This window comes from Listeria marthii (assembly GCF_014227425.1).
Classification (GTDB): domain Bacteria; phylum Bacillota; class Bacilli; order Lactobacillales; family Listeriaceae; genus Listeria; species Listeria marthii.
The window spans coordinates 16513-38165 of record NZ_JAASWB010000004.1 but is presented as its reverse complement, the minus strand read 5'-3'; the positions used below and the strand labels follow the sequence as shown (position 1 = coordinate 38165).

Genomic DNA, 21653 nt, shown 5'->3' with positions numbered 1-21653 from the left:
CGATGGATGCTTCCACAAGTTTTGCGATTTTACCATCCAATGTAAAACAAAAAACAGCATTTCCAAGAAAAATAAATCAAGTGAAAACGGCTGGTTGGGCGGATAATTGCCTGACTGGCACACTTGATATCGGTCAGTTCAGCTGCTATTTTGTAAATGAAAAAATTGCCCGCGTGACGGTGAACCCATTTGGCGAACTAGATTTAACGCCTTCGATTGCAGCAATTCATGATACTGAAAAACAAGCTGCCAAATTTACGGAAACAAATGACCACTACGAGCTTCATTTTGCGGATAAAGAGATTATTGTTTATAAAAATCCTTTCCAAATTAGTATGAAGCAAGCGGGGAAAATCATTTTCCAAACAGAAGGCTTGGCAATTAATCGCGACAAAGCGCACCAATTTTCGATTAAAAGCGAACCTGGCACAGCGATTTTTGGCTTAGGCGAAAAAACGGGTGCTTTAAACAAAGCTGGCTCAATTATTAGCATGTGGAACACGGATGTATACAGCCCGCATAATAAAGATACAGTAGAATTATATCAGTCGATTCCTTTCATGATTGCGGATGCTGCGGAAACTACATACGGCTTGTTTTATGATAATTCGCACCGTACCGAATTCGATTTCCAAAGTTTTGAAGAAATGTATACCGTTTTAGCAGAAGGCGGGCAAGCGAATCTTTATGTCATTTTTGGTGAAGATGTGAAAGAAGTTGTCGCGAATTATACCGATTTAACCGGAAAAACGCCACTTCCGCCAAAATGGTCGCTGGGTTACCATCAGTCGCGCTACAGCTATACCTCGGAAGAAGAAGTGGAACGGATTGCGAATACTTTTAAAGAAAAGCAAATTCCGCTCGACTGCGTATTCATGGATATACATTATATGGATGATTTCCGCGTATTCACTTTTAACCCGGATACTTTTCCAAATGGTCCAGAGCTGATTGCGCGTCTTCGTGAACAAAATATTGATGTTGTGCCGATTGTTGACCCGGGAATTAAAAAAGATGTCGATTATTCTGTTTATCAGGAAGGAATTAAGCACAATTATTTCTGCTCTAAGCTGGAAGGCGAGATTTATTACGGGGATGTTTGGCCGGGCGTAAGTGCTTTTCCGGATTTCCTAAGTACGACCGTTCAGCGTTGGTGGGGCGATTTGCATAAGTTTTATACGGATTTAGGTATTCGCGGGATTTGGAATGATATGAATGAGCCGTCTGTATTTAATGAAAGTAAAACGATGGATCTGGATGTTGTGCATAATTTGGACGGGAAAAATGTAACCCATAAAGAAGCGCATAATTTATACGGATTATACATGAGTAAAGCTACTTTTGAAGGATTAAAACGACTTGTGCCAAATGAGCGCCCGTTTTCGCTGACTCGTGCTGGTTATGCTGGTGTTCAGCGCTATTCGGCAGTTTGGACAGGAGATAATCGTAGTCACTGGGAGCATTTGGAAATGTCGCTGCCGATGATTATGAATTTAGGATTATCAGGCGTCGCGTTTACTGGTGCCGATGTTGGCGGATTTTCTTCAGATTGTACGAAAGAAATGTTGATACGTTGGACACAAGCGGGAGCATTTTTACCGTATTTTAGAAATCATTGTGTGCAAGATAGCATTTATCAAGAGCCGTGGGCATTTGGTGCCGATGCGGAGAAAATCGTGAAGCAATATATTGAATTGCGCTACGCCTTTTTACCGTATATTTATACAGAATTCCAAAAAACGGCAGAAAGTGGCTTGCCGCTCGTTCGCCCGCTTTACATGGAGTTTAAAGACGAACGTGATTTAATTCAAGTAAACGATCAATTTATGCTTGGTGAAAATATCCTAGTTGCGCCAATCGTGCGCGAAGGCCAAGTGAAACGTTTAGTTCGTTTGCCAAAAGGGACTTGGTTTAATTATTGGACGAAAGAGCAGTTAGTGGGCGGCGACTATATTATCGCAGACGCGCCGATTGATACCATGCCAATTTATATTAAAGCAGGAACGATTTTGCCAGTCGGTAGCAGCGTTCAAAACACGAAAGAAACACAAGGTTTGGCGCTAGAAGTATACTTGGATGGCGAGGCAGCAACAGGTTACGTGTATAATGATGATGGAAAAAGCTACCAATACGAAAACGGAGCAGTGTCCAAAACGACACTCACAGCTACTTTCAAAAATGGCGAAGCGCACGTAAAAGCAAGCCATCAAGGTGAAGCAAACTTACAACTTAAAGTAACGACTATACAAGTTTTTGGCGAAAAAATAGACAAAATTACAAGGGCGGGAATTTAATCAATGAAAGAAAAAGACTGGTGGAAAAAAAGCGTAGTTTACCAAATCTATCCAAAAAGTTTCAATGATTCTAATGGCGATGGAGTTGGTGATATTCAAGGGATTATCGAGAAATTAGATTATTTAAAAGAGCTTGGCGTGGATGTAATTTGGTTATCTCCGGTGTACGATTCGCCGCAAGACGATAATGGTTACGACATTCGCGATTACCAAAAAATTTACGAAGAATATGGCGACATGGCAACGTTCGACAAATTACTGCAAGGTTTACACGACCGCGATATGAAACTCGTAATGGACCTAGTCGTTAACCACACATCCGATGAACACAAATGGTTTGAAGAATCCAGAAAATCCAAAGACAATCCATACCGCGATTACTATTTCTGGCGCGAAGAAAATGAAATCAACAACTGGGGTTCCATTTTCAGCGGTCCAGCATGGGAATTAGACGAGAAAACGGGCGAGTACTATTTACACCTTTTCTCCAAAAAACAACCTGATTTAAACTGGGAAAACCCAAAATTACGCCAAGATGTATATAATATGATGAAATTCTGGCTAGATAAAGGGATTGACGGTTTCCGTATGGACGTAATTAATTTTATTTCCAAAAATACCGATTTCCCAGACGGTCCTGTGCCAGACGGTCAAATTTACGGCGATGCCGGTAACGATTTCTGCAATGGACCGCGGATTCACGAGTTCTTGCAAGAAATGAACCAAGAAGTTACTTCCAAATACGATGTGATGACTGTTGGCGAAATGCCCGGTGCAAGTACAACAGACGCACAAATTTATACGGATCCAGCAAACAAAGAAGTCGATATGATTTTCACGTTTGAACATATGAATTTAGATTCCGATGGCGACAACAAATGGGATTTAAAACCAATTTACTTACCAGATTTAAAAGAAAATATGTCCGAATGGCAAGTGGCACTTCAAGAAAATGGCTGGAACAGTTTATATTGGAACAATCATGACCAACCACGTATCGTTTCTCGTTTCGGGAATGACAATCGTTTCCGCGTTCGTTCTGCAAAAATGCTCGCAACCTGCCTGCATATGATGAAAGGGACGCCGTATATTTATCAAGGCGAAGAAATCGGCATGACAAATGTTCATTTTGAAACGCTTGATGATTACCGCGATATCGAAACGCTAAACATGTACAAAGAACGCAAAGAGCAAGGCCATAGCCACGAAAGCATCATGCAGTCGATTTATACAAAAGGTCGCGACAATGCGAGAACGCCTTACCAGTGGGACAATAGCGACAATGCTGGTTTCACAACCGGAACACCTTGGCTTAAAGTCAATCCGCGTTATACAGAAATCAACAACGAAGAAGCGCTGAAAAATCCAGATTCGATTTTCTATTACTATCAAAACCTGATTAAGTTGCGCAAATCGACTGAAATTATCACAACTGGTAATTATCGCTTATTGTTGCCGCAAGATGAAGCAATTTTCGCGTATGAACGTTATACAGATAATGAAAAATTAGTCGTGCTATGTAATTTCACTGAAGAAGAACAAGTAATTACAGATGAAACCATTTTAAACGACATCAAAAAAGCTTCCGTACTCGTAAACAATATTCCCCATATTATAGAAGGAACTTTACGACCTTACGAAGCAATCGTTTATCAAGTGAAGTAAAATTCAGGAAAGCCACCGTATTTTAGGTGGCTTTTTTTGTCTGCATCAAAAATTATAGTATAATAGAAGGAAATGATTTTATTAGGAGGAATTCTCTTGCTATTTGATACGCATGTACACCTCAATGACGAGGCTTTTGACGATGATATAGAAGAAGTAATAAAACGCGCACAGGAAAACGATGTAACGCGTATGGCCGTCGTAGGCTTTAATAAGGAAACAATCGACCGGGCGCTTATATTGGCCGACAAATATGACTTTATCTCACTAATCGTCGGCTGGCACCCTACAGACGCTATCACTTTCACAGACGAAGATTTGGAATGGCTACGCGATCTCGCACTGACGCATCCAAAAGTAGTTGCTTTAGGCGAAATGGGCTTGGATTACCACTGGGACACTTCACCAAAAGAAACCCAATTCGAGGTTTTTAGAAAACAAATCCGTTTAGCGAAAGAAGTGAATTTACCGATAGTTATTCATAATCGCGAAGCAACGGAAGATGTTGTTCGGATTTTGCAAGAAGAACATGCCGAAGAAGTAGGCGGAATTATGCACTGTTTTGGTGAAAGTGTCGAAGTAATGGAAGCATGTCTAGCGATGAATTTTTACATTTCATTCGGCGGAACAGTCACTTTTAAAAATGCCAAATTACCAAAAATTGCAGCCCAAGCTATACCAATTGACCGTTTATTAATTGAAACTGACGCTCCGTATCTTGCTCCAACGCCAAATCGTGGAAAAAGAAATGAACCTGCATACGTCAAGCTAGTTGCCGAAAAAATCGCTGAACTGAAAGAAATGAAATATAGCGAAATCGCTACGCACTCAACAGAAAACGCGAAACGCCTATTTAAAATGAAAGATTGATTGTAACACAATTGTAATATAAGGCCCAGTCTGTAACCCAATCTTAAGCTTAGCGGAGATAAAAATCACGACTGGGACAAAAACCCTTATTTTATGCCTACGACCAGAGACGTAGAAAAATGACACATTCCTGTTACATTTGACACTTTAAAAGAATAATATTTTTAGAAATGGCTTTATATCAACGTTCATCCGTAAAGTTTGCGAAGATATGAACAATCTATTGAAAAAATTGACAGTTCTTCCCTCCCCTGTATATAATCACTAGCGAAGTAGAAAGGGGAGAAATACATGACCATGGAAAACAGCAGTAACGTAGCCCAATCATCAAAATGGAAATTACCAATCATGATTGCAGGATTTGTTATTGTAGTAGCATTGGTTTTTTATTTCGTTTTCGAAGGAACTAAAAACGATATCACTATAGTAAACGCTGGTGAAAAAATTGAATCAAGAACACATGCTAAAACTGTTGCTGAAGCATTAGACGAAGCAGGAATTAAAGTAAGTGAACGTGATGAGATTGCTCCAGGAAAAAATGCAGAAATCAAAGACGGTATGGAAATTAAATATTTACCAGCTCGTCAAGTTACAATAAATGATAATGGTACGAAAAAAGACGTTTGGAGCACAAAAGCAAACGTATCCGACTTGCTAAAAGATGAAAATATTACAACTCGTCCGCAAGATGTACTAAACGTAGCATTAGACACTAAATTAAAAGATGGCCTTGAAATCAACATTGATCGTGCCATTCAACTTTCCTTACAAAACGGCGATAAAAAAGATACAGTATGGACAACAAAAACAAAAGTTAGTGATTTACTAACAGAGAAAAACATTAAACTTGATCAAGATGACCGCGTGTCACCTGCGAAAGACAGTAACTTAAAAGAAAAAATGACTGTACAAGTTACATATGTCGAGTCAAAAGCAGAAAAGAAAAATGAACAAGTTAAATTCGAAACAGTTTACAAAAACGACGATAGCCTAAACGAAGGCGATGAAAAAGTCGTTCAAGAAGGTAAACATGGTGAAAAAGTAGTTGAGTACAAAGTAACATTTGAAAATGGCAAAGAGAAAAAACGCGATGTCATTACAGAAAATGTCACTTCTAATAAAGTAGATAAAGTAGTTGCTCGCGGTACGAAAGCAAAACCCGTAGCGACTCAAGTATCCACTTCTAGCAGCAGCGCCCCATCTGGTGGCAAAACTTATAGAATGGAATCTACTGCCTATTCAGGTGGCGGCATTACAGCTTACGGTATTAATTTAAGTGCCAATAAGGGACTAAAAGTAATCGCTGTTGACCCGCGCGTTATTCCACTAGGCTCTAAAGTTTGGGTGGAAGGTTACGGGGTAGCGATCGCTGGAGATACTGGCGGCGTTATCAAAGGAAATATCGTTGACGTATATTTCCCAAGTGAAAGTCAGTGCTATTCATGGGGTAGAAGAATGGTAACTGTCAAAGTGTTAGACTAAATTCGTATAAAAACGAGGCTGACTCATAGGGCCTCGTTTTTTCTTTGCCCAAAATGTGGTATGATGGATTTACTTATTTTATAAAAAAGGATGTAGTCATTATGAGCGGGAAGCCTGTAATACATGAATTTATTGTCGTAGAAGGACGAGATGACACAACGGCGATTAATCGTTCTGTTATTGCTGATACCATCGAAACTAATGGATCCGCACTTTCACAAGAAACGATAGAAAAAATTAGACATGCCCAAGAACTTCGCGGCGTTATTATTTTTACAGATCCAGATTTTCCCGGTGAAAAAATCCGAAAACAGATTGATTCAGCGGTACCAGGTTGTAAACACGCATTTATCAACCGACAAGATGCCTTACCAAAAGCTGGACGCGGACTTGGAGTAGAACATGCAAGCAGTGCGAACATTCGCGAAGCATTAGCGCATTTTCATACAAGTGGATCCCCCACTGAAAAACAATATATTTCAAAAGATATTCTTATCCATCTCGGCCTTCTCGGAGGAACGGGAGCGAAAGAACGTAGAGAAAAAATCGGTAACATATTAAAAATTGGCTATACAAACGGGAAGCAACTACAAACTAGACTAGAATCATTTGCAATCAGCGAAGAACAGTTAGTAGCCGCGTGCCAAAAGATTATGCAGGAGGAAGAAAATGAGTAAAGATATCGCAACTCCCGGAAGAACGACGGAAATCCTAAAGAAATATGGTTTCTTATTTAAAAAAAGCCTCGGTCAAAACTTTCTTATCGACACAAATATTTTGACGCGGATTACAGATACAGCTGAAATAACAAAAGAAACAAACGTCATCGAAATTGGTCCTGGGATAGGCGCCCTAACCGAACAGCTAGCAAAAACAGCGAATGAAGTTGTCGCTTTTGAAATTGACCAACGTTTATTGCCGATTTTGGATGATACGCTAAGTGCCTATAATAATGTCCGTGTCGTTCACGGCGACGTATTAAAAGCAGACGTTAAGGAAGTTATCGCGCAGCAATTTGCCAAACCAGAACTACCACTAAAAATCGTAGCCAATTTGCCATATTACGTAACAACACCGATTATTTTAAAATTACTACATGATAACATCCCGGCTGATTCCATGACTTTCATGCTACAAAAAGAAGTAGCCGACCGAATCAGCGCTGTGCCAAGTACGAAAAGCTACGGTAGTCTAACAATCGCTATCCAATTTTACATGGAAGCAGAATTAGCGTTTATCGTACCTAAAACGGTCTTCATGCCGCAGCCAAATGTAGACTCTGCAGTTATTCATCTAAAACGCCGCAAAGAACCATTAGCTGAAGTAAATGATGAAGAATTTTTCTTTGAAGTGACAAGAGCTTCATTTGCACAAAGAAGAAAAACACTTTGGAATAATTTGGCTTCGAAGTTCCCGGCTTTAAAACCACGCAAAGAAGAGCTAGTAGAAGGTTTAAATGCGATTGGGATAGATTTAATCCGCCGCGGAGAAACATTAGACATCCCGGAATTTGCGAAATTAAGCAACTTCTTAGGTGATTTTCTAAAAGAAAAATAATTTTTTTCAAAAAAAGCGCTTTCTTAGTTGACAGTTAGCCCTTGCAACTGTTAAAATATTTGGTTATTGATTTCAGAGCCGAACTATGCTATAATAGTTATTAGTGAGGTGGAAAATAAATGCCAAAAACCATTGCAAGCATTAAGATGAATTTAGATTCTAGATTAGGTAAAGCATTGACATTGAAAGCAAACGGTGGTCGTAAGAAAACGATTGAACGTTGCGGTATCCTAGCTGAAACATATCCATCCGTTTTCATAGTTGAGCTTGATCAAGATGAAAACAACTTCGAAAGAGTATCCTACAGTTACACGGATATCCTAACAGACGCAGTAGAACTTGTATTTACAGATGATAATAAAGAATTAGCTTTGTAATGAAGCTGAAGTAGCCGAATCATATAATGTGGTTCGGTTTTTGCTTTACATAGAAGTAGTTTTGGGCCGCTAGCTACATATTTTTTCTTTCATATGATAGAATAGAAAAAGAGATTTTGAACGCGGAGGCCAAGAAAAATGAAAATAAGCATAACAGCACCAGCTAAAATTAATCTTTCACTTGATGCGCTGTACAAACGTGAAGACGGCTATCATGAAGTGGAAATGGTGATGACAACAATAGACCTTGCTGACAGATTATACTTAGAACGCTTAGACGAGGACAAAATTGTGCTGGACGTAAAAGCACATTTTATTCCAGAAGATCGTCGTAACTTAATTTATCAAGCGGCCCTCCTTTTGAAAAAGCGTTTTGACGTAAAAATGGGTGTGCGCATCACGATCGATAAGCATATCCCGGTTTCTGCTGGACTCGCTGGTGGTAGTTCGGATGCAGCTGCAGCGCTCAAAGGGTTAAATATTATTTGGGAACTCGGTCTTTCGATAGAAGAGATTGCTGAAATAAGCTCAGAAATTGGCTCGGACATCGCTTTTTGCGTATACGGCGGAACAGCCCTTGCAACTGGGCGTGGCGAGAAGATTTCCGCATTACCTAATATTCCCGGTTGCTGGATTGTGCTTGCTAAGCCGAGCATCAGTGTATCAACCCCAACAATTTATAAAGAATTACAAGTAGACAACGTAGAGCACCCCGACACAGAAAAAATGATAGAATCCATCAAAAATGGCGATTTAGATGGAATTTTTGCAGCCACAGGAAATGTTTTAGAGTCTGTGACGCTAGAAAAAAATCCACAAGTGAAACGCATAAAAGACCGGATGTTAGCGTTTGGTGCTGAGGCGGCCTTAATGAGTGGTAGCGGCCCGACAGTATTTGCGCTTATCAAACAGTACTCCAGAGCAAAACGTGTCTATAACGGCTTACGTGGCTTTTGTGAGGAAGTTTATATGGTTAGGCCTTGGAGTGAAGGCGAGAACGATACAAATAATTAATGAATGTGAGGGGTCAAAGAAATGAAAATTATTTTTAATGCAGATGATTTTGGAATTAGCCCAGGAGCAGTTTATGGTATCTTAGAGTCTTACAAACGAGGCGTCGTAAAATCTACAACTTTGCTTGCTAATAGCCCGGCGTTTGATTTGGCGGTAGAAGTAGCGAAAGAAAACCCAGGTCTGGATATCGGTGCGCATTTGACCCTAACATTTGGATCGCCAGTTCTTCAAGGTTTAGAAACATTAACGGATGATGATGGCCGTTTCCGTAGAAATTATACGGCGCTCGAATCAGGCTTAGCTGATGTGGATATGGATGAAGTAGAACGCGAATTAACCGCGCAGATTGAGAAAATCCTAGATGCCGGCATTACTATTTCTCACTTTGATACACATCATTCAATCGAGCCGTTAATTTACCCAGTTCAACATAAACTAGCAGAAAAATATGGTGTGAGCATCCGACGTCATGCAGATGTTTCTGATTTTGGTGCTATCAAAACACCTGATTTATTCGCCACAGAGTTTTATGCAGAAGGCGTCTCCTTTGAAACAATAAAAAAATTAGTACAAGAGCATATTGGGACAAATGATATAGTGGAAGTAATGACCCATCCAGCATTTATTGATGAAACATTACGCGAAATATCTAGTTACGTAGAGCCGCGCATCAAAGAAGTTTCAATTCTAACTTCAAGAGAATTACAAGCATATTTAGGCCAACAAGAAGTAGAGATTATTAGTTTCCGCGATTTATAAGAGCATTGGCCTGTCAAAGGATGTTTATTTGGCAGGTTTTTTATTGCGTTAAAATAATAAATGTTGTCAATTTTATAGAAAACGTTTTATAATAGAGAAAATACGGACAAAATACGTGAAATTGCTTTTTAATATACGGAATTTTATCAAAGGGAGAGAGATTATGAAGATTCGTCGCAGTGAACGATTAATTGATATGACGCAGTTTCTATTATCGCATCCGCGCAAGTTAGTGCCGCTTACGATGTTTGCTGAACGTTATGGCTCAGCTAAGTCTTCTATTAGTGAAGATTTAGTCATCATAAAGAAAACGTTTGAAGACAGAGGAATTGGTACGCTGGAAACAGTTCCGGGTGCTGCTGGTGGTGTACAGTACATTTCAATAGCGGGAAATGACGATGTGCTGGATTTTGTGCACACGCTATGTAATAGAATTGCGGAACCAAACCGTTTGCTTCCAGGAGGCTATTTGTACCTGTCTGATTTGCTAGGGGAACCAGTAACGCTCAAAGCAATTGGTAAGATTTTAGCTACGAAATTCAATAACCAAAAAATAGATGCGATTATGACTGTTGCAACAAAAGGTATTCCGATTGCGCAAGCTGTTGCTGAACATTTAAGTGTTCCATTTGTTATTGTGCGCCGTGATAGCAAAGTAACAGAAGGCTCCACTGTGAGCATTAACTATGTTTCCGGTTCATCTAAACGAATCGAAAAAATGGAACTATCCAAACGCAGCCTGGCAGAAGGATCCAATGTGGTAATCGTGGATGACTTTATGAAAGCTGGCGGAACGATTAACGGGATGAAAAATCTGCTAGAAGAATTTAACGCACATTTAGTAGGAATTGGCGTATTAGTCGAATCCGAATATGCGGAAGAGCGCTTAGTTGATGATTACGTATCACTCGTAAAAATAAAAAATGTCAACATGAAAGAAAAACAAATCGAAGTAGTCGATGGTAATTACTTTAATAGTTGATTTTTAAACCCTGGAGAAATTTTCCGGGGTTTTTATTTTTCGTGAATAGCGTCAAAAAACAAATCAGCCTTGCGATGTACTTCACTCATTTAACTTTTATGGTAGAATGGATTCTATCGTTACTACATAATAAAATTCAAAGCTTCTACATTTTAGAAGCAGAAGGAGAACATTCATGAAAAAATGGGTTAAATGGTTAATTATTATCGTTATTATCGCAGTAGTAGCCGTTGGTGCGGTTTTCTTACTGTCGAAAAATAGTGGCTCCGTAACGCAAGAAAAATTAGTTACAGCTAAAGTAAAACAAGGAGATTTGAAAATCAATGCTACAGGAACCGGCGCAATCTCCCCGGAAAACACACAAGTTCCAGATTACGACGAACTTCAATTAGTAGCACAAATGGACGAACTTGATATTCCTAACATCAAAAAAGACCAAGAAGTAAAAGTTACAGTAACAGCACTTCCTGATAAAACTTACACAGGAAAAGTAAAAGAAATCGCAGAACAAGGCCAAGTCCAAAACGGCGTGTCTAGCTTCTCGGTAATTATTTCACTTGATAAAACAGACGACTTAAAAGCAGGTATGACTGCCGATGCTTCCATTTTAGTAAAAGAGAAAAAAGACGCACTATACGTACCAATTGAAGCTGTCCAAAAAGATAGCGACGACAAATATTACGTATTAGTTCCAGAAGAAAAAGACAATGGTCAAACGAAAAAAGTGAAAAAAATCGTAGAAACAGGTCTTCATAACGAAGATAACATCGAAATCACTAAAGGCGTTAAAAAAGACGAAAAAGTAATCCTTCCTACACAAGAAACTTCTACGGTTCCAGGTGCTCCTAGCTAAGTTTTTTGTAAGTACAAATCAGACAAATTGTATGAAGGAGGGATAAACATGCCAAAACCGCTAATTGACATGAAAAATTTAACAAAAACGTATACGCTAGGCGGAGAAACTTTTAAAGCATTAGACGATGTTACTTTTACCGTTGAGCAAGGCGAATTTTTATCCATCGTTGGCCCGTCCGGTTCCGGTAAATCCACTTTAATGAACATGATTGGTTGTTTAGACGTTCCGGATAAAGGCAGCTACCATCTTGATGACGTAGATGTTTTTAAATTAAGCGATAATAAACTATCCGAAATCAGAAACAAAAAAATCGGCTTTATTTTCCAGCAGTTTAATTTGCTTCCAAAATTATCTGCTTTTGAAAACGTGGAACTTCCACTAATTTATGCAGGACTAAGTGTTTCTGCCCGAGAAAAAGCCGCAATCGAATGTTTAGAAAAAGTAGGCTTGCTAGAAAAACGCAGAAACTTACCAACGCAACTTTCTGGTGGACAACAACAACGTGTGGCCATCGCTAGAGCACTTGCTGGAAATCCGCAAATCTTGCTAGCAGATGAGCCAACTGGTGCGCTTGATTCGAAAACAGGTAAAGAAGTAATGGGAATTCTGCAAGAACTGAATCGTGCTGGCAATACTATCGTAATGATCACGCATGACCCAACTATCGCCTCATACGGTACAAGAAGTATCCGTATTCAAGATGGTAAATTATTCCATGAGGAGGCGACACAAGCATGAGCGTTCTCCAAAGTATGAAAATGGCATGGAAACAATTAAAAGCAAGTAAATTAAGATCGTTTCTAACCATGCTAGGTATTATTATCGGTGTTGCGTCCGTTATTCTCTTAGTTTCACTAGGAAACGGCGTAACTAAAGAAGTTGATGACCAAATGGGCGATTTGGGTTCGAACTTAATTACAGTAGTTAATAGTTCGGTTAATCCAAACGATAAATATACGTATGATGAAGTAATGAAATACCAAAATATCGATGGCGTCAAAAGCGTTTCTCCAGAATTGTCTGGACAAGTAAATGCTACTTTTGACTATAAGAGCTCAAGTAATAAAGTAATAGGGACGAATGACCAGTACAAGGCCGCGCGTAGCCTAGAAATGAAAGAAGGGCGTTTCCTTCTACCTATTGATACCGAATATGGCCAGAAAGTAGCTGTAATCGGCTCTACGGTAGCAAGCGACCTATTTGGCTTCGGCGACCCGATTGGCGAAACCGTGAGATTGAACGGAATGCCGTATAAAGTTGTTGGTGTGTTAAAAGAAAAAGGTGCTTCGATGATGGGATCTAGTGATGATCAAATCTTCATTCCAATTTCTTCCGCACAAAGACTACTAAAAGATACAAACGTCCGCACAATCTATGTAGAAACAAAATCTGCTGAAGATGTTGATTTTGTTGTAAATACATTAGAATCGCGTCTGGCAATTAAATTCGGTGACGAAAAAGAACAAGAAGAAAAAGCTTCTTCTTCTGCACAAATGGGACCATCTTATCAAGTAATCAATCAACAAGAAATTCTTAATGCTTTCAACACGATTAGTACAACGCTAACTACTGCGCTTGGTGCAATTGCTGCCATTTCGCTTGTTGTTGGTGGTATTGGAATTATGAACATAATGCTAGTTTCTGTCAGTGAGAGAACGAGAGAAATCGGTATAAGAAAAGCGCTCGGAGCTAAAAAACGGGCTATTCTACTACAATTCCTCATTGAATCAATCGTTATTAGTGTTTGTGGCGGTGTTATTGGGATACTTATCGGTGTGTCTGGAGCGCTTATATTCGGCTCTGTCGCAGGTATATCCTCAGGAATAACAGCGGGAACCATTATCTTCTCCTTTGTCTTCTCTCTATGTATCGGAGTAATATTTGGTATCGCACCTGCTAACAAGGCATCGAAACTAAGACCAATTGACGCTTTAAGATCTGAGTAAATAAAAAAGAAATCCGGAATAGTTTATTTCGGGTTTCTTTTTTTACAAAATTAGCCTAGCAGATGTCTTGTCATCTATATTTAATCTTTTTGTCACAATTAAACGCTTTCAAAATCCGTTTTCGGTAAAAATTCGATAAAAAAAGTGAAATTAATTCTCGAATCATGCATTAGAATGGGATTTTTGGGGTATACAGTATTTGTTGGCTAATTGGAACAAGAGGGATAGAGAAGTATAATATTGTAAATATATGAGCTATGAAAACTCATATATTCCTCGTTTATTGTATACAATTATTTTTTAGAAATGATAAATTTAGCACCGTTTCACTGGTGTTATTGTCTATAAAATAGTATGATGATTACATCATGATACTGTGATGGCAATGGTTTTGAGGTTTTTATACATATAATGATAAATATTGTATACAAAACAAAAACTAGAAGGAACAATCTGAAAATGTCAACGATTTTCCGAAAAAAACTATTTTTTTTAGATTACAATTCACAAAGTTGTCAAATTTAGTTTTTTTTATTATTATGTTCATAGGGAAGAATTTTACGTGAATATTGCTTGCTTATAAAAGTAATTTTTTCTATGGGGGAATTTTTCTCGAGTGTGTGTACTTAAGTTGCATGTGAGCATTGTTTACTAGCAGCGCAACTAGATTAAGGTGGTGAAGATAATGGAGATTACAGATGTGAGATTACGACGTGTTGAGACAGATGGGAGAATGAAAGCTATTTCTTCAATAACGATTGACGGTGAGTTTGTTATTCACGACATTCGTGTCATCGATGGCAACGAGGGTTTGTTCGTAGCTATGCCTAGTAAACGTACGCCGGATGGTGAGTTTAGAGATATCGCTCATCCAATTAACTCAGGCACCCGTGCAAAAATTCAAGAAGCCGTTTTAGCTGCTTATGAAGTAGCGGACGAACCAGCAGTAGCTGAAGAAAGTTCTGCAGACGAAAGTGTTGTAGAAGAAAACTAAAAAATCCTCGGTTAGGGAGAACGTTGTTGGGAACAGCTGGGGGATAAGTACCTAAGATTTAGGCTGGGATAAGCAGATTCTTTTTGAAAGAGGCAAATGGGATAAGGAGTGACTAATAATGCAAGTAACAGATGTGAGATTACGTCGTGTAGAAACTGATGGAAGAATGAGAGCGATTGCTTCAATCACTTTAGATGAGGAATTTGTAGTTCATGATATCCGCGTTATTGATGGGAATAACGGTTTATTCGTAGCTATGCCAAGTAAACGTGGTGTTGACGGTGAATTCCGTGACATCGCTCACCCAATTAATTCCGATACTCGTGCAAAAATTCAAGAAGTAGTTTTAGCTGAATATGAGCGCGTTGGTGAAGAAGAAGCGACTGCGGTAACAGAAGAAGAATCTGAGTCCGTTTCTGCTGAATAATTAAAAATTTTCAAGGGCTAGCTCCGTGCTAGCCCTTTTTGTGTATAAGAAGCATGAAAAAAATCATAAATAGCCTTGGTCTTCTATTTTGGCTATGGTATAATTAAAAGCAGATTATAAAACAGGGAGGGGAATTTTTAATGATGTTACAAAAACAGATCCATTTCAGAAAACATTTTTGTAGCATATGTGTAAATTCTTCTTTTAGTAAGCAAATAAATAATCACACTGTATCTTTCGGAATTTTCAAACAAATAAAACTTTAAATGGAATCTTTACCTGAAAAATGTAGGTAAGGTTTTTTATTTGGGCGCATTCTTGAAAAAAAGCAAATTTTACGTTATTATTCATAGTGGATGAATAGTGAATATTGGAGGTTCTATATAATGTCAAAACGATATGCTGTAGTGCTTGCTGCTGGCCAAGGCACACGGATGAAATCAAAACTTTACAAAGTGTTGCATCCTGTTTGTGGAAAACCAATGGTCGAACATGTAGTAGATCAAATTTCAACGCTTAATGTTGATAAAGTGGTTACGATTGTGGGTCACGGAGCTGAGAAAGTACAAGAGCATTTAGCTGGTAAAAGCGAGTTTGTAAAACAAGAAGAACAACTTGGAACGGCGCATGCGGTACTTCAAGCGAAAGCGGAACTTGCAGGTAAAGATGGTGTAACTTTAGTTGTTTGTGGGGACACACCTTTAATCGAAGCTAGCACAATGGAAGCTTTGCTAAAATATCACCATGAAAAACGCGCAAAAGCAACTATTCTTACAACAGTTATTGAAGATCCTACAGGTTACGGTCGTATTATTCGTGATGACCTAGGCATTGTAGAAAAAATCGTAGAACATAAAGATGCGACAGAAAAAGAACAACGTATTTCGGAAATTAACACTGGAACATATTGCTTTGATAATAAAGCTCTTTTTGAGGCGTTGGAGAATGTTTCTAACGATAACGTGCAAGGAGAATATTACTTACCAGATGTTATTAAAATTTTAAAAGATTCGGATGAAGTCGTTGCGGCTTACAGAATGGAGTCTTTCGAAGAGTCACTTGGAGTGAACGACCGAATTGCCCTAGCTGAAGCGTCCAAATTAATGCAACGTCGAATTAACGAAAATCATATGCGTAATGGAGTAACACTTGTTAATCCGGAAAGTACGTATATTGATATAGATGTAAAAATTGGTCAAGATACAGTAATTGAACCTGGAGTTATGCTTCGTGGGAAAACTGTAATCGGTGATGATTGTGTGGTTACAAGCGGCTCGGAAATCGTAAACAGTGTTATCGGTGAACGAGTAAACGTCAGAACTTCCTCAATTTTCGAAAGTAAAGTTGGCGATGACGTTCAAATTGGCCCATATGCGCACCTAAGACCAGAATCTGACATTCACGATCATGTGAAAATCGGAAATTACGTCGAAACGAAAAAAGCAGTTGTTGGTGAAGGAACTAAATTGCCACATTTCATTTACATGGGAGATGCGGAAATTGGTAAAAACGTCAATGTTGGTTGCGGAAGTATAGCTGTTAATTACGATGGCAAAAACAAAGCGAAAACCATCATTGGTGACGATGTCTTTGTTGGCTGTAACTCAAACTTGATTGCACCTGTCAAAGTGGGCGACCGAGCTTTCATAGCTGCCGGTTCAACTATTACAAAAGACGTTCCTGATGACGCGCTGGGCATTGCTCGCGCGAAACAAGACAACAAACTTGGTTATGCGAAACATTTGAATCACGGTAAATAATTTCCATTTGGGAATTTTAAAATTTTAATAAAAATAGTGGAGGCTGATTATGTCAAACGAGTATTTTGATCCAAAGTTGAAGATTTTCTCGCTAAATTCTAATCGTGAACTAGCTGAAGAGATTGCGAAAGAAGTAGGTATTGAGTTAGGGAAATCAAGCGTTACTCATTTTAGTGATGGAGAAATCCAAATTAACATTGAAGAAAGTATCCGTGGTTGTCATGTATATGTTATTCAATCAACGAGTAATCCTGTAAACCAGAATTTAATGGAACTTTTGATCATGATTGATGCGTTGAAACGCGCTTCCGCAGCAACAATTAATATTGTTATGCCTTACTATGGTTATGCACGTCAAGACCGTAAAGCAAGAAGCCGTGAACCGATCACAGCGAAATTAGTAGCAAACTTAATCGAAACAGCTGGTGCAACAAGAATGATTACACTTGATATGCACGCACCGCAAATCCAAGGTTTCTTTGATATTCCGATTGATCACTTGAACGCAGTACGCCTTCTAAGTGACTATTTCAGCGAACGTCATTTAGGTGACGATTTAGTAGTAGTTTCCCCTGACCATGGTGGAGTTACTCGTGCCCGCAAAATGGCTGACCGTTTGAAAGCGCCGATTGCTATCATTGATAAGCGTCGCCCGCGTCCAAACGTAGCTGAAGTAATGAACATCGTTGGTAATGTAGAAGGAAAAGTTTGTATTATTATTGATGATATCATTGATACAGCAGGAACAATCACGCTTGCTGCTAAAGCATTACGTGAAGCTGGCGCAACAAAAGTTTACGCATGTTGTTCGCACCCAGTTCTTTCAGGTCCAGCTATGAAACGCATTGAAGAATCACCAATCGAAAAATTAGTTGTTACAAACTCCATCGCTCTTCCAGAAGAAAAATGGATCGACAAAATGGAACAACTATCTGTTGCAGCTCTTCTTGGTGAAGCAATCGTACGCGTTCATGAAAATGCTTCTGTAAGTTCTTTATTCGAATAAAATTTTAAGCTAAAAACAGGATTTCTCTTAGAGGAATCCTGTTTTTTATTGGTGTTAAAAATATGTCTAAATTATGTTACTGAAACTAAAATAATACCATTTTATAAAAGAAAAGTTCACAAAAAATCCATGGTATCTCAAAGGCGTTTAGGTTATTCTTAGACAGTTGTAAAACAAAAAAGAGGAGGAACAACGATGAAAATGCTTAAAAAGGGAACAATGGCTTTATTTGTAATGGTTATGGCAGTAATGTTAGTAGCTTGTGGAGGGAAAGAAGAAACAAAAACATACGAACTTTCTCAAAATGGTTCTACTACAAAAATGACTTATACTTATGTAAAGGATAAAGTTACTAAACAAACAACAGAAAACGAAATGACTTACGCTGCTCTAGGCTTTAAAAACAAAGAAGAAGCTGAAAAAGCGTTAAAAGAATCAAGCGATAAGTTCCAAGGCGTTGAAGGTGTAAAAGAAAGCATTGAGTATAAAGACGACAAAGCAATCGAAACACTAGAAATTGACTACGAAAAAGCAGATGCAAAAGAATTAGTTAAACTTCCAGGATTCGCTGCAAGTGGCGATATCGAAAGCGGAATTAGCATGGAAGAATCTTCAAAAATGCTAGAATCCCAAGGTTTTAAAGAAGTTAAATAATAAGTTTACGATAAAAAAGAAGTATCCGCTCAGTCGGATACTTCTTTTTGTTTGATAATCATGTGCGTTAATAACAACGGAGCTTAACTATTGGCGTGCTATAAAAAGTTCACAAAAAATCCATTGTATCTCAAATGCAGTTAGGTTATTCTGAGGCGAATGTGAAACAAAAAGAGGAGGAACAACGGTGAAATTACTTAAAAAGGGAACAATGGCTTTATTTGTAATGGTTATGGCAGTGATGTTAGTAGCTTGTGGAGGGAAAGTAGAAACAAAAACGTACGAACTTTCTCAAAATGGTATAGAATCTAAATTGATATACACTTGTAAAGGAGACAAAGTCACGAAGCAAACAGCTGAAAATAGAATGCCTTACACTGCGCTAGGCGTTAGTTCAAAAGAAGACGCTGAAAAAATGCTTAAAGAAAGAAGTGATAAGTTTCAAAACATTAACGGATTAAAAGCGGAAATGGAATATAAAGATGATAAAGCTATTGAAACGATAGAGGTAGATTACACTAAAATTTCTTCAGAAGATATAAGGAAACTCCCGGGTATGACTACAAATGGTGATACTTCTAAGGGGATTAGTATGAAAAAGTCTGTAAAATTGCTAAAATCTCAAGGTTATAAAGAAGTTAAATAATAAATTTGTATCAAAAAAGAAGTATCCGCTCAAACGGATACTTCTTTTTATTTAATAATCCTGCGCTTCAATAACAACGGCCGTACCAGATGCGGTAACCATCAGCATCCCGTTATCCGCTCCAAGCACTTCATAATCAATATCAACGCCAATAACGGCATTTGCGCCAATATCTTTCGCGCGTTGTTCCATTTCACGAATCGCTTCCTCGCGAGCGTTAATAAGCTCGTCCTCATAACCTTGCGAACGACCCCCGAAGAAATTTCTCAGTCCGGCTCCAATATCTTTCATAAAGTTAACGCCAGTGATGACTTCGCCGAAAACGATTTTTTTATACTCGATAATTTGTTTACCTTCAATATTTGGTGAGGTTGTTACGATCATAATTTCATCCCTCCAGTTTTCTTTTATCATACTCCTTAGAGCTTTTTCTAGTCAAAGGATATCCGGCTAATTTTTGCGATTTCGCGCTTTTTCGATATAAGAAATGGCGTCCGGAACTTTACAAGCATTTTTCCCTAAATTCACATGAACTTTCCCGACTGATTCCGCAGCTTCTATCGCTTTTTCATGCAAATCGTCGTTATAAATGCCGCAAGAAATAATGAAACTGTTCATCGAATATCGCGTTCTGTTGGATTCTGCTTGTAACGTTTCTTTGGCGCGCTTTAATAGCTCTTCTGCTTCGGGCAAATCGTTAATATGCTCGCTAAAAATCTGCCAGCCCATTGCTTTCGTTAAATCATAATCACTTTCAACCCACTTTTTGGCGAAAATGAGCGAATCTTCTCTTTTACTGACAAGTGATGCAAGTGCGAAAGTTAGTTGTGACCACGTTTCTCGAAAAGCAATATTCCATTTTTCGATTTGCTCAGTAGTCATTTTGTTCGGATCAATCGCGAGCAATCCGAGGTAAATCAAGTCGCTGTTGCTCGATTCGATTAGCTCTACAGCAAGTTCGTAGTTTTTCGTCAATTTTTCCCGGCGAATAATTTTCTTTAAATCGCCAATTTTCAGCCCGTAAAGTTCTAATGTTTCAGGGCAACCGTGATTTCGGAAAATTTTAACGGTGTTTGGATTTTCTAAGGTTTGAAGTTCGGTGTTAAGTTGGTCAAAAGTAATCATGCGGCGCTCTCCTCTCGAATAAATTAAGTATAACAAAAAAGCATGCTAAGGCGCATGCTTTTAAGATTCAGAGCTTATTAGTCAACTTGTTTCATTGCGTCGTCGAGAACTTTTTTAAGTGTGTCTGCTGAATTTTTCATTTGTTCTTTTTCTTTATCTGTCAAGTTCATTTCAACAATGTGGCGAACGCCTTGACGGTTAACTACTGCAGGTGCGCCGATATAAATGTCGTTCATACCGTAATGACCATCTAAATAAACGGAAAGTGGTAAAATCGCATTTTCGTTATTTAGGATCGCTTTTGTAATACGGGCAAGTGCAGCTGCGACACCGTAGAAAGTAGCGCCTTTTTTATTAATGATTTCATAAGCTGCATCACGAACGCTTACGAAGATAGTATCCATTGCGCCTTGTTCGTCTTCGCTAATCCATTCAGTAATTGGAAGGCCGCCGACAGTTGTGTGGCTCCATGCTGGGAATTCAGTATCACCGTGTTCGCCAAGAATGTAACCATGGACGTTACGAGCATCCACTTTTAAATAATCGGCAATCGACATACGGAAACGAGCTGTATCAAGACTTGTTCCGGAACCGATAACACGTTCTTTAGGAAGACCTGAGAATTTCCAAGTCGCATAAGTTAGGATGTCCACTGGGTTAGACGCGATTAGGAAAATGCCGTCAAATCCGCTGGCCATAACTTCGTCCACGATGCCTTTCATGATTTTGATATTACGGTTTACTAAGTCTAAACGAGTTTCGCCAGGTTTTTGCGCAGTTCCAGCTGTTACAACAACTAAATCTGCATCATGGCAATCGCTATAATTCGCTGAGTAGATTTTCTTTGGTGTGGAAAATGGAACGGCGTGGCTTAAATCCATTGCATCCCCAATAGTTCTGTCTTTATCTATGTCAATAATGCCAAATTCTTGTCCGATGCTTAAGTTTACACAAGCAAATGCGTAACTGGAACCAACTGCTCCGTCGCCAACTAAAATAATTTTTTGATGATCTTTCATTTCGAATTCCTCCTATAAAAAATCTATTTACTAGTACAGTATACCATGTATTTTTCATTTGTGAAGCGTTGAACGTCCTAAATTTAAAAAAGTTGTTATAATGTTTTTGTGAAAACGCTATAGTACAGTTTGGAAGCGTCTGCATTCGCGTTCAACCGCTATTTTCTGTTTACCTTTTATTGAGAATTATAAACCTTACAAATCAAAATAAGGCTATTCC

Annotated in this window: 23 protein-coding genes; 20 read left to right on the top strand and 3 right to left on the bottom strand. The window is 38.7% G+C overall.

Annotation, left to right across the window (positions count from 1 at the left end; all coding sequences use genetic code 11):
* The first annotated feature begins 2 nt into the window (after positions 1-2).
* From HCJ55_RS07885 to HCJ55_RS07790, 20 genes are all read left to right on the top strand, one after another.
* Positions 3-2294: a glycoside hydrolase family 31 protein gene (locus HCJ55_RS07885; protein WP_185517689.1), complete on the top strand. Its 2292-nt coding sequence runs from the start codon at positions 3-5 to the stop codon at positions 2292-2294.
* A 3-nt stretch (positions 2295-2297) separates the two neighbouring features.
* Positions 2298-3959: a glycoside hydrolase family 13 protein gene (locus HCJ55_RS07880; RefSeq protein ID WP_185506555.1), complete on the top strand. Its 1662-nt coding sequence runs from the start codon at positions 2298-2300 to the stop codon at positions 3957-3959.
* A 96-nt stretch (positions 3960-4055) separates the two neighbouring features.
* On the top strand, positions 4056-4829 hold the full coding sequence (locus tag HCJ55_RS07875) for a TatD family hydrolase (protein ID WP_185481391.1): 774 nt from the start codon (positions 4056-4058) through the stop codon (positions 4827-4829).
* A gap of 291 nt (positions 4830-5120) precedes the next feature.
* The gene (locus HCJ55_RS07870) at positions 5121-6311 is read left to right on the top strand and encodes a resuscitation-promoting factor (protein ID WP_185502691.1); all 1191 of its coding nucleotides are present in this window, start codon (positions 5121-5123) and stop codon (positions 6309-6311) included.
* Between the two features lie 101 nt (positions 6312-6412).
* On the top strand, positions 6413-6988 hold the full coding sequence (gene rnmV, locus HCJ55_RS07865; protein WP_008946592.1) for a ribonuclease M5: 576 nt from the start codon (positions 6413-6415) through the stop codon (positions 6986-6988).
* On the top strand, positions 6981-7868 hold the full coding sequence (gene rsmA, locus HCJ55_RS07860) for a 16S rRNA (adenine(1518)-N(6)/adenine(1519)-N(6))-dimethyltransferase RsmA (protein WP_185517687.1): 888 nt from the start codon (positions 6981-6983) through the stop codon (positions 7866-7868). Before rnmV ends, rsmA begins: the two co-directional genes overlap by 8 nt.
* Before the next feature lie 119 nt (positions 7869-7987).
* A complete protein-coding gene (gene veg / locus HCJ55_RS07855) occupies positions 7988-8245 on the top strand; it encodes a biofilm formation stimulator Veg (protein WP_008946594.1) in 258 nt (85 codons plus the stop codon).
* 138 nt (positions 8246-8383) lie between these two features.
* Entirely contained in the window at positions 8384-9259 is an 876-nt protein-coding gene (ispE, locus tag HCJ55_RS07850) for a 4-(cytidine 5'-diphospho)-2-C-methyl-D-erythritol kinase (protein ID WP_185481395.1), read from the top strand.
* A 21-nt stretch (positions 9260-9280) separates the two neighbouring features.
* Positions 9281-10018, top strand: a complete 738-nt coding sequence (gene chbG, locus HCJ55_RS07845) for a chitin disaccharide deacetylase (protein ID WP_185517685.1) — start codon at positions 9281-9283, stop codon at positions 10016-10018.
* A 163-nt stretch (positions 10019-10181) separates the two neighbouring features.
* Positions 10182-11000: a pur operon repressor gene (gene purR / locus HCJ55_RS07840; RefSeq protein ID WP_003722721.1), complete on the top strand. Its 819-nt coding sequence runs from the start codon at positions 10182-10184 to the stop codon at positions 10998-11000.
* A gap of 41 nt (positions 11001-11041) precedes the next feature.
* Complete coding sequence (locus HCJ55_RS07835) at positions 11042-11179, top strand: hypothetical protein (protein WP_185504152.1); 138 nt, start codon at positions 11042-11044, stop codon at positions 11177-11179.
* Entirely contained in the window at positions 11176-11853 is a 678-nt protein-coding gene (locus HCJ55_RS07830) for an efflux RND transporter periplasmic adaptor subunit (RefSeq protein ID WP_185502689.1), read from the top strand. The genes HCJ55_RS07835 and HCJ55_RS07830 overlap by 4 nt, the downstream gene beginning before the upstream one ends.
* Before the next feature lie 48 nt (positions 11854-11901).
* Positions 11902-12594, top strand: coding sequence for an ABC transporter ATP-binding protein (locus HCJ55_RS07825; protein WP_185391624.1), 693 nt, complete (start codon positions 11902-11904; stop codon positions 12592-12594).
* A complete protein-coding gene (locus HCJ55_RS07820; RefSeq protein WP_185502688.1) occupies positions 12591-13802 on the top strand; it encodes an ABC transporter permease in 1212 nt (403 codons plus the stop codon). The genes HCJ55_RS07825 and HCJ55_RS07820 overlap by 4 nt, the downstream gene beginning before the upstream one ends.
* Before the next feature lie 685 nt (positions 13803-14487).
* A complete protein-coding gene (gene spoVG / locus HCJ55_RS07815) occupies positions 14488-14796 on the top strand; it encodes a septation regulator SpoVG (RefSeq protein WP_185502943.1) in 309 nt (102 codons plus the stop codon).
* 118 nt (positions 14797-14914) lie between these two features.
* Positions 14915-15223, top strand: coding sequence for a septation regulator SpoVG (gene spoVG / locus HCJ55_RS07810; RefSeq protein WP_003722726.1), 309 nt, complete (start codon positions 14915-14917; stop codon positions 15221-15223).
* Between the two features lie 386 nt (positions 15224-15609).
* Positions 15610-16983 (top strand): bifunctional UDP-N-acetylglucosamine diphosphorylase/glucosamine-1-phosphate N-acetyltransferase GlmU, encoded by a 1374-nt coding sequence (gene glmU, locus HCJ55_RS07805; protein ID WP_185481398.1) that lies wholly within the window; start codon positions 15610-15612, stop codon positions 16981-16983.
* A 49-nt stretch (positions 16984-17032) separates the two neighbouring features.
* Complete coding sequence (locus HCJ55_RS07800) at positions 17033-17989, top strand: ribose-phosphate diphosphokinase (protein WP_003722728.1); 957 nt, start codon at positions 17033-17035, stop codon at positions 17987-17989.
* A 195-nt stretch (positions 17990-18184) separates the two neighbouring features.
* Positions 18185-18643 (top strand): YehR family lipoprotein, encoded by a 459-nt coding sequence (locus HCJ55_RS07795; RefSeq protein WP_185502687.1) that lies wholly within the window; start codon positions 18185-18187, stop codon positions 18641-18643.
* Between the two features lie 187 nt (positions 18644-18830).
* Positions 18831-19289, top strand: a complete 459-nt coding sequence (locus HCJ55_RS07790) for a YehR family lipoprotein (protein ID WP_185517683.1) — start codon at positions 18831-18833, stop codon at positions 19287-19289.
* 51 nt (positions 19290-19340) lie between these two features.
* Here the strand turns inward: HCJ55_RS07790 and HCJ55_RS07785 are convergent, their stop codons facing one another.
* The 3 genes from HCJ55_RS07785 to HCJ55_RS07775 form a co-directional block, all read right to left on the bottom strand.
* Positions 19341-19673, bottom strand: a complete 333-nt coding sequence (locus HCJ55_RS07785) for a putative heavy metal-binding protein (protein ID WP_003725735.1) — start codon at positions 19671-19673, stop codon at positions 19341-19343.
* Between the two features lie 66 nt (positions 19674-19739).
* Entirely contained in the window at positions 19740-20414 is a 675-nt protein-coding gene (locus HCJ55_RS07780) for a DNA alkylation repair protein (RefSeq protein ID WP_185517681.1), read from the bottom strand.
* Between the two features lie 77 nt (positions 20415-20491).
* Positions 20492-21433, bottom strand: a complete 942-nt coding sequence (locus HCJ55_RS07775; RefSeq protein WP_008946613.1) for an L-lactate dehydrogenase — start codon at positions 21431-21433, stop codon at positions 20492-20494.
* Positions 21434-21653 lie beyond the last annotated feature (220 nt).

Excerpts from the sequence above, each read along its gene's own strand:
- HCJ55_RS07880 (WP_185506555.1), top strand. The coding sequence starts at position 2,298 with ATGAAAGAAAAAGACTGGTGGAAAAAAAGCGTAGTTTACCAAATCTAT.
- ispE (WP_185481395.1), top strand. The coding sequence starts at position 8,384 with ATGAAAATAAGCATAACAGCACCAGCTAAAATTAATCTTTCACTTGAT.
- HCJ55_RS07825 (WP_185391624.1), top strand. The coding sequence starts at position 11,902 with ATGCCAAAACCGCTAATTGACATGAAAAATTTAACAAAAACGTATACG.
- HCJ55_RS07775 (WP_008946613.1), bottom strand. The coding sequence starts at position 21,433 with ATGAAAGATCATCAAAAAATTATTTTAGTTGGCGACGGAGCAGTTGGT.
- HCJ55_RS07820 (WP_185502688.1), top strand. The coding sequence starts at position 12,591 with ATGAGCGTTCTCCAAAGTATGAAAATGGCATGGAAACAATTAAAAGCA.
- HCJ55_RS07885 (WP_185517689.1), top strand. The coding sequence starts at position 3 with ATGGATGCTTCCACAAGTTTTGCGATTTTACCATCCAATGTAAAACAA.
- veg (WP_008946594.1), top strand. The coding sequence starts at position 7,988 with ATGCCAAAAACCATTGCAAGCATTAAGATGAATTTAGATTCTAGATTA.
- spoVG (WP_003722726.1), top strand. The coding sequence starts at position 14,915 with ATGCAAGTAACAGATGTGAGATTACGTCGTGTAGAAACTGATGGAAGA.
- rsmA (WP_185517687.1), top strand. The coding sequence starts at position 6,981 with ATGAGTAAAGATATCGCAACTCCCGGAAGAACGACGGAAATCCTAAAG.
- HCJ55_RS07870 (WP_185502691.1), top strand. The coding sequence starts at position 5,121 with ATGACCATGGAAAACAGCAGTAACGTAGCCCAATCATCAAAATGGAAA.
- spoVG (WP_185502943.1), top strand. The coding sequence starts at position 14,488 with ATGGAGATTACAGATGTGAGATTACGACGTGTTGAGACAGATGGGAGA.
- HCJ55_RS07795 (WP_185502687.1), top strand. The coding sequence starts at position 18,185 with ATGAAAATGCTTAAAAAGGGAACAATGGCTTTATTTGTAATGGTTATG.
- HCJ55_RS07780 (WP_185517681.1), bottom strand. The coding sequence starts at position 20,414 with ATGATTACTTTTGACCAACTTAACACCGAACTTCAAACCTTAGAAAAT.
- chbG (WP_185517685.1), top strand. The coding sequence starts at position 9,281 with ATGAAAATTATTTTTAATGCAGATGATTTTGGAATTAGCCCAGGAGCA.
- glmU (WP_185481398.1), top strand. The coding sequence starts at position 15,610 with ATGTCAAAACGATATGCTGTAGTGCTTGCTGCTGGCCAAGGCACACGG.
- HCJ55_RS07785 (WP_003725735.1), bottom strand. The coding sequence starts at position 19,673 with ATGATCGTAACAACCTCACCAAATATTGAAGGTAAACAAATTATCGAG.
- HCJ55_RS07830 (WP_185502689.1), top strand. The coding sequence starts at position 11,176 with ATGAAAAAATGGGTTAAATGGTTAATTATTATCGTTATTATCGCAGTA.
- HCJ55_RS07800 (WP_003722728.1), top strand. The coding sequence starts at position 17,033 with ATGTCAAACGAGTATTTTGATCCAAAGTTGAAGATTTTCTCGCTAAAT.
- rnmV (WP_008946592.1), top strand. The coding sequence starts at position 6,413 with ATGAGCGGGAAGCCTGTAATACATGAATTTATTGTCGTAGAAGGACGA.
- purR (WP_003722721.1), top strand. The coding sequence starts at position 10,182 with ATGAAGATTCGTCGCAGTGAACGATTAATTGATATGACGCAGTTTCTA.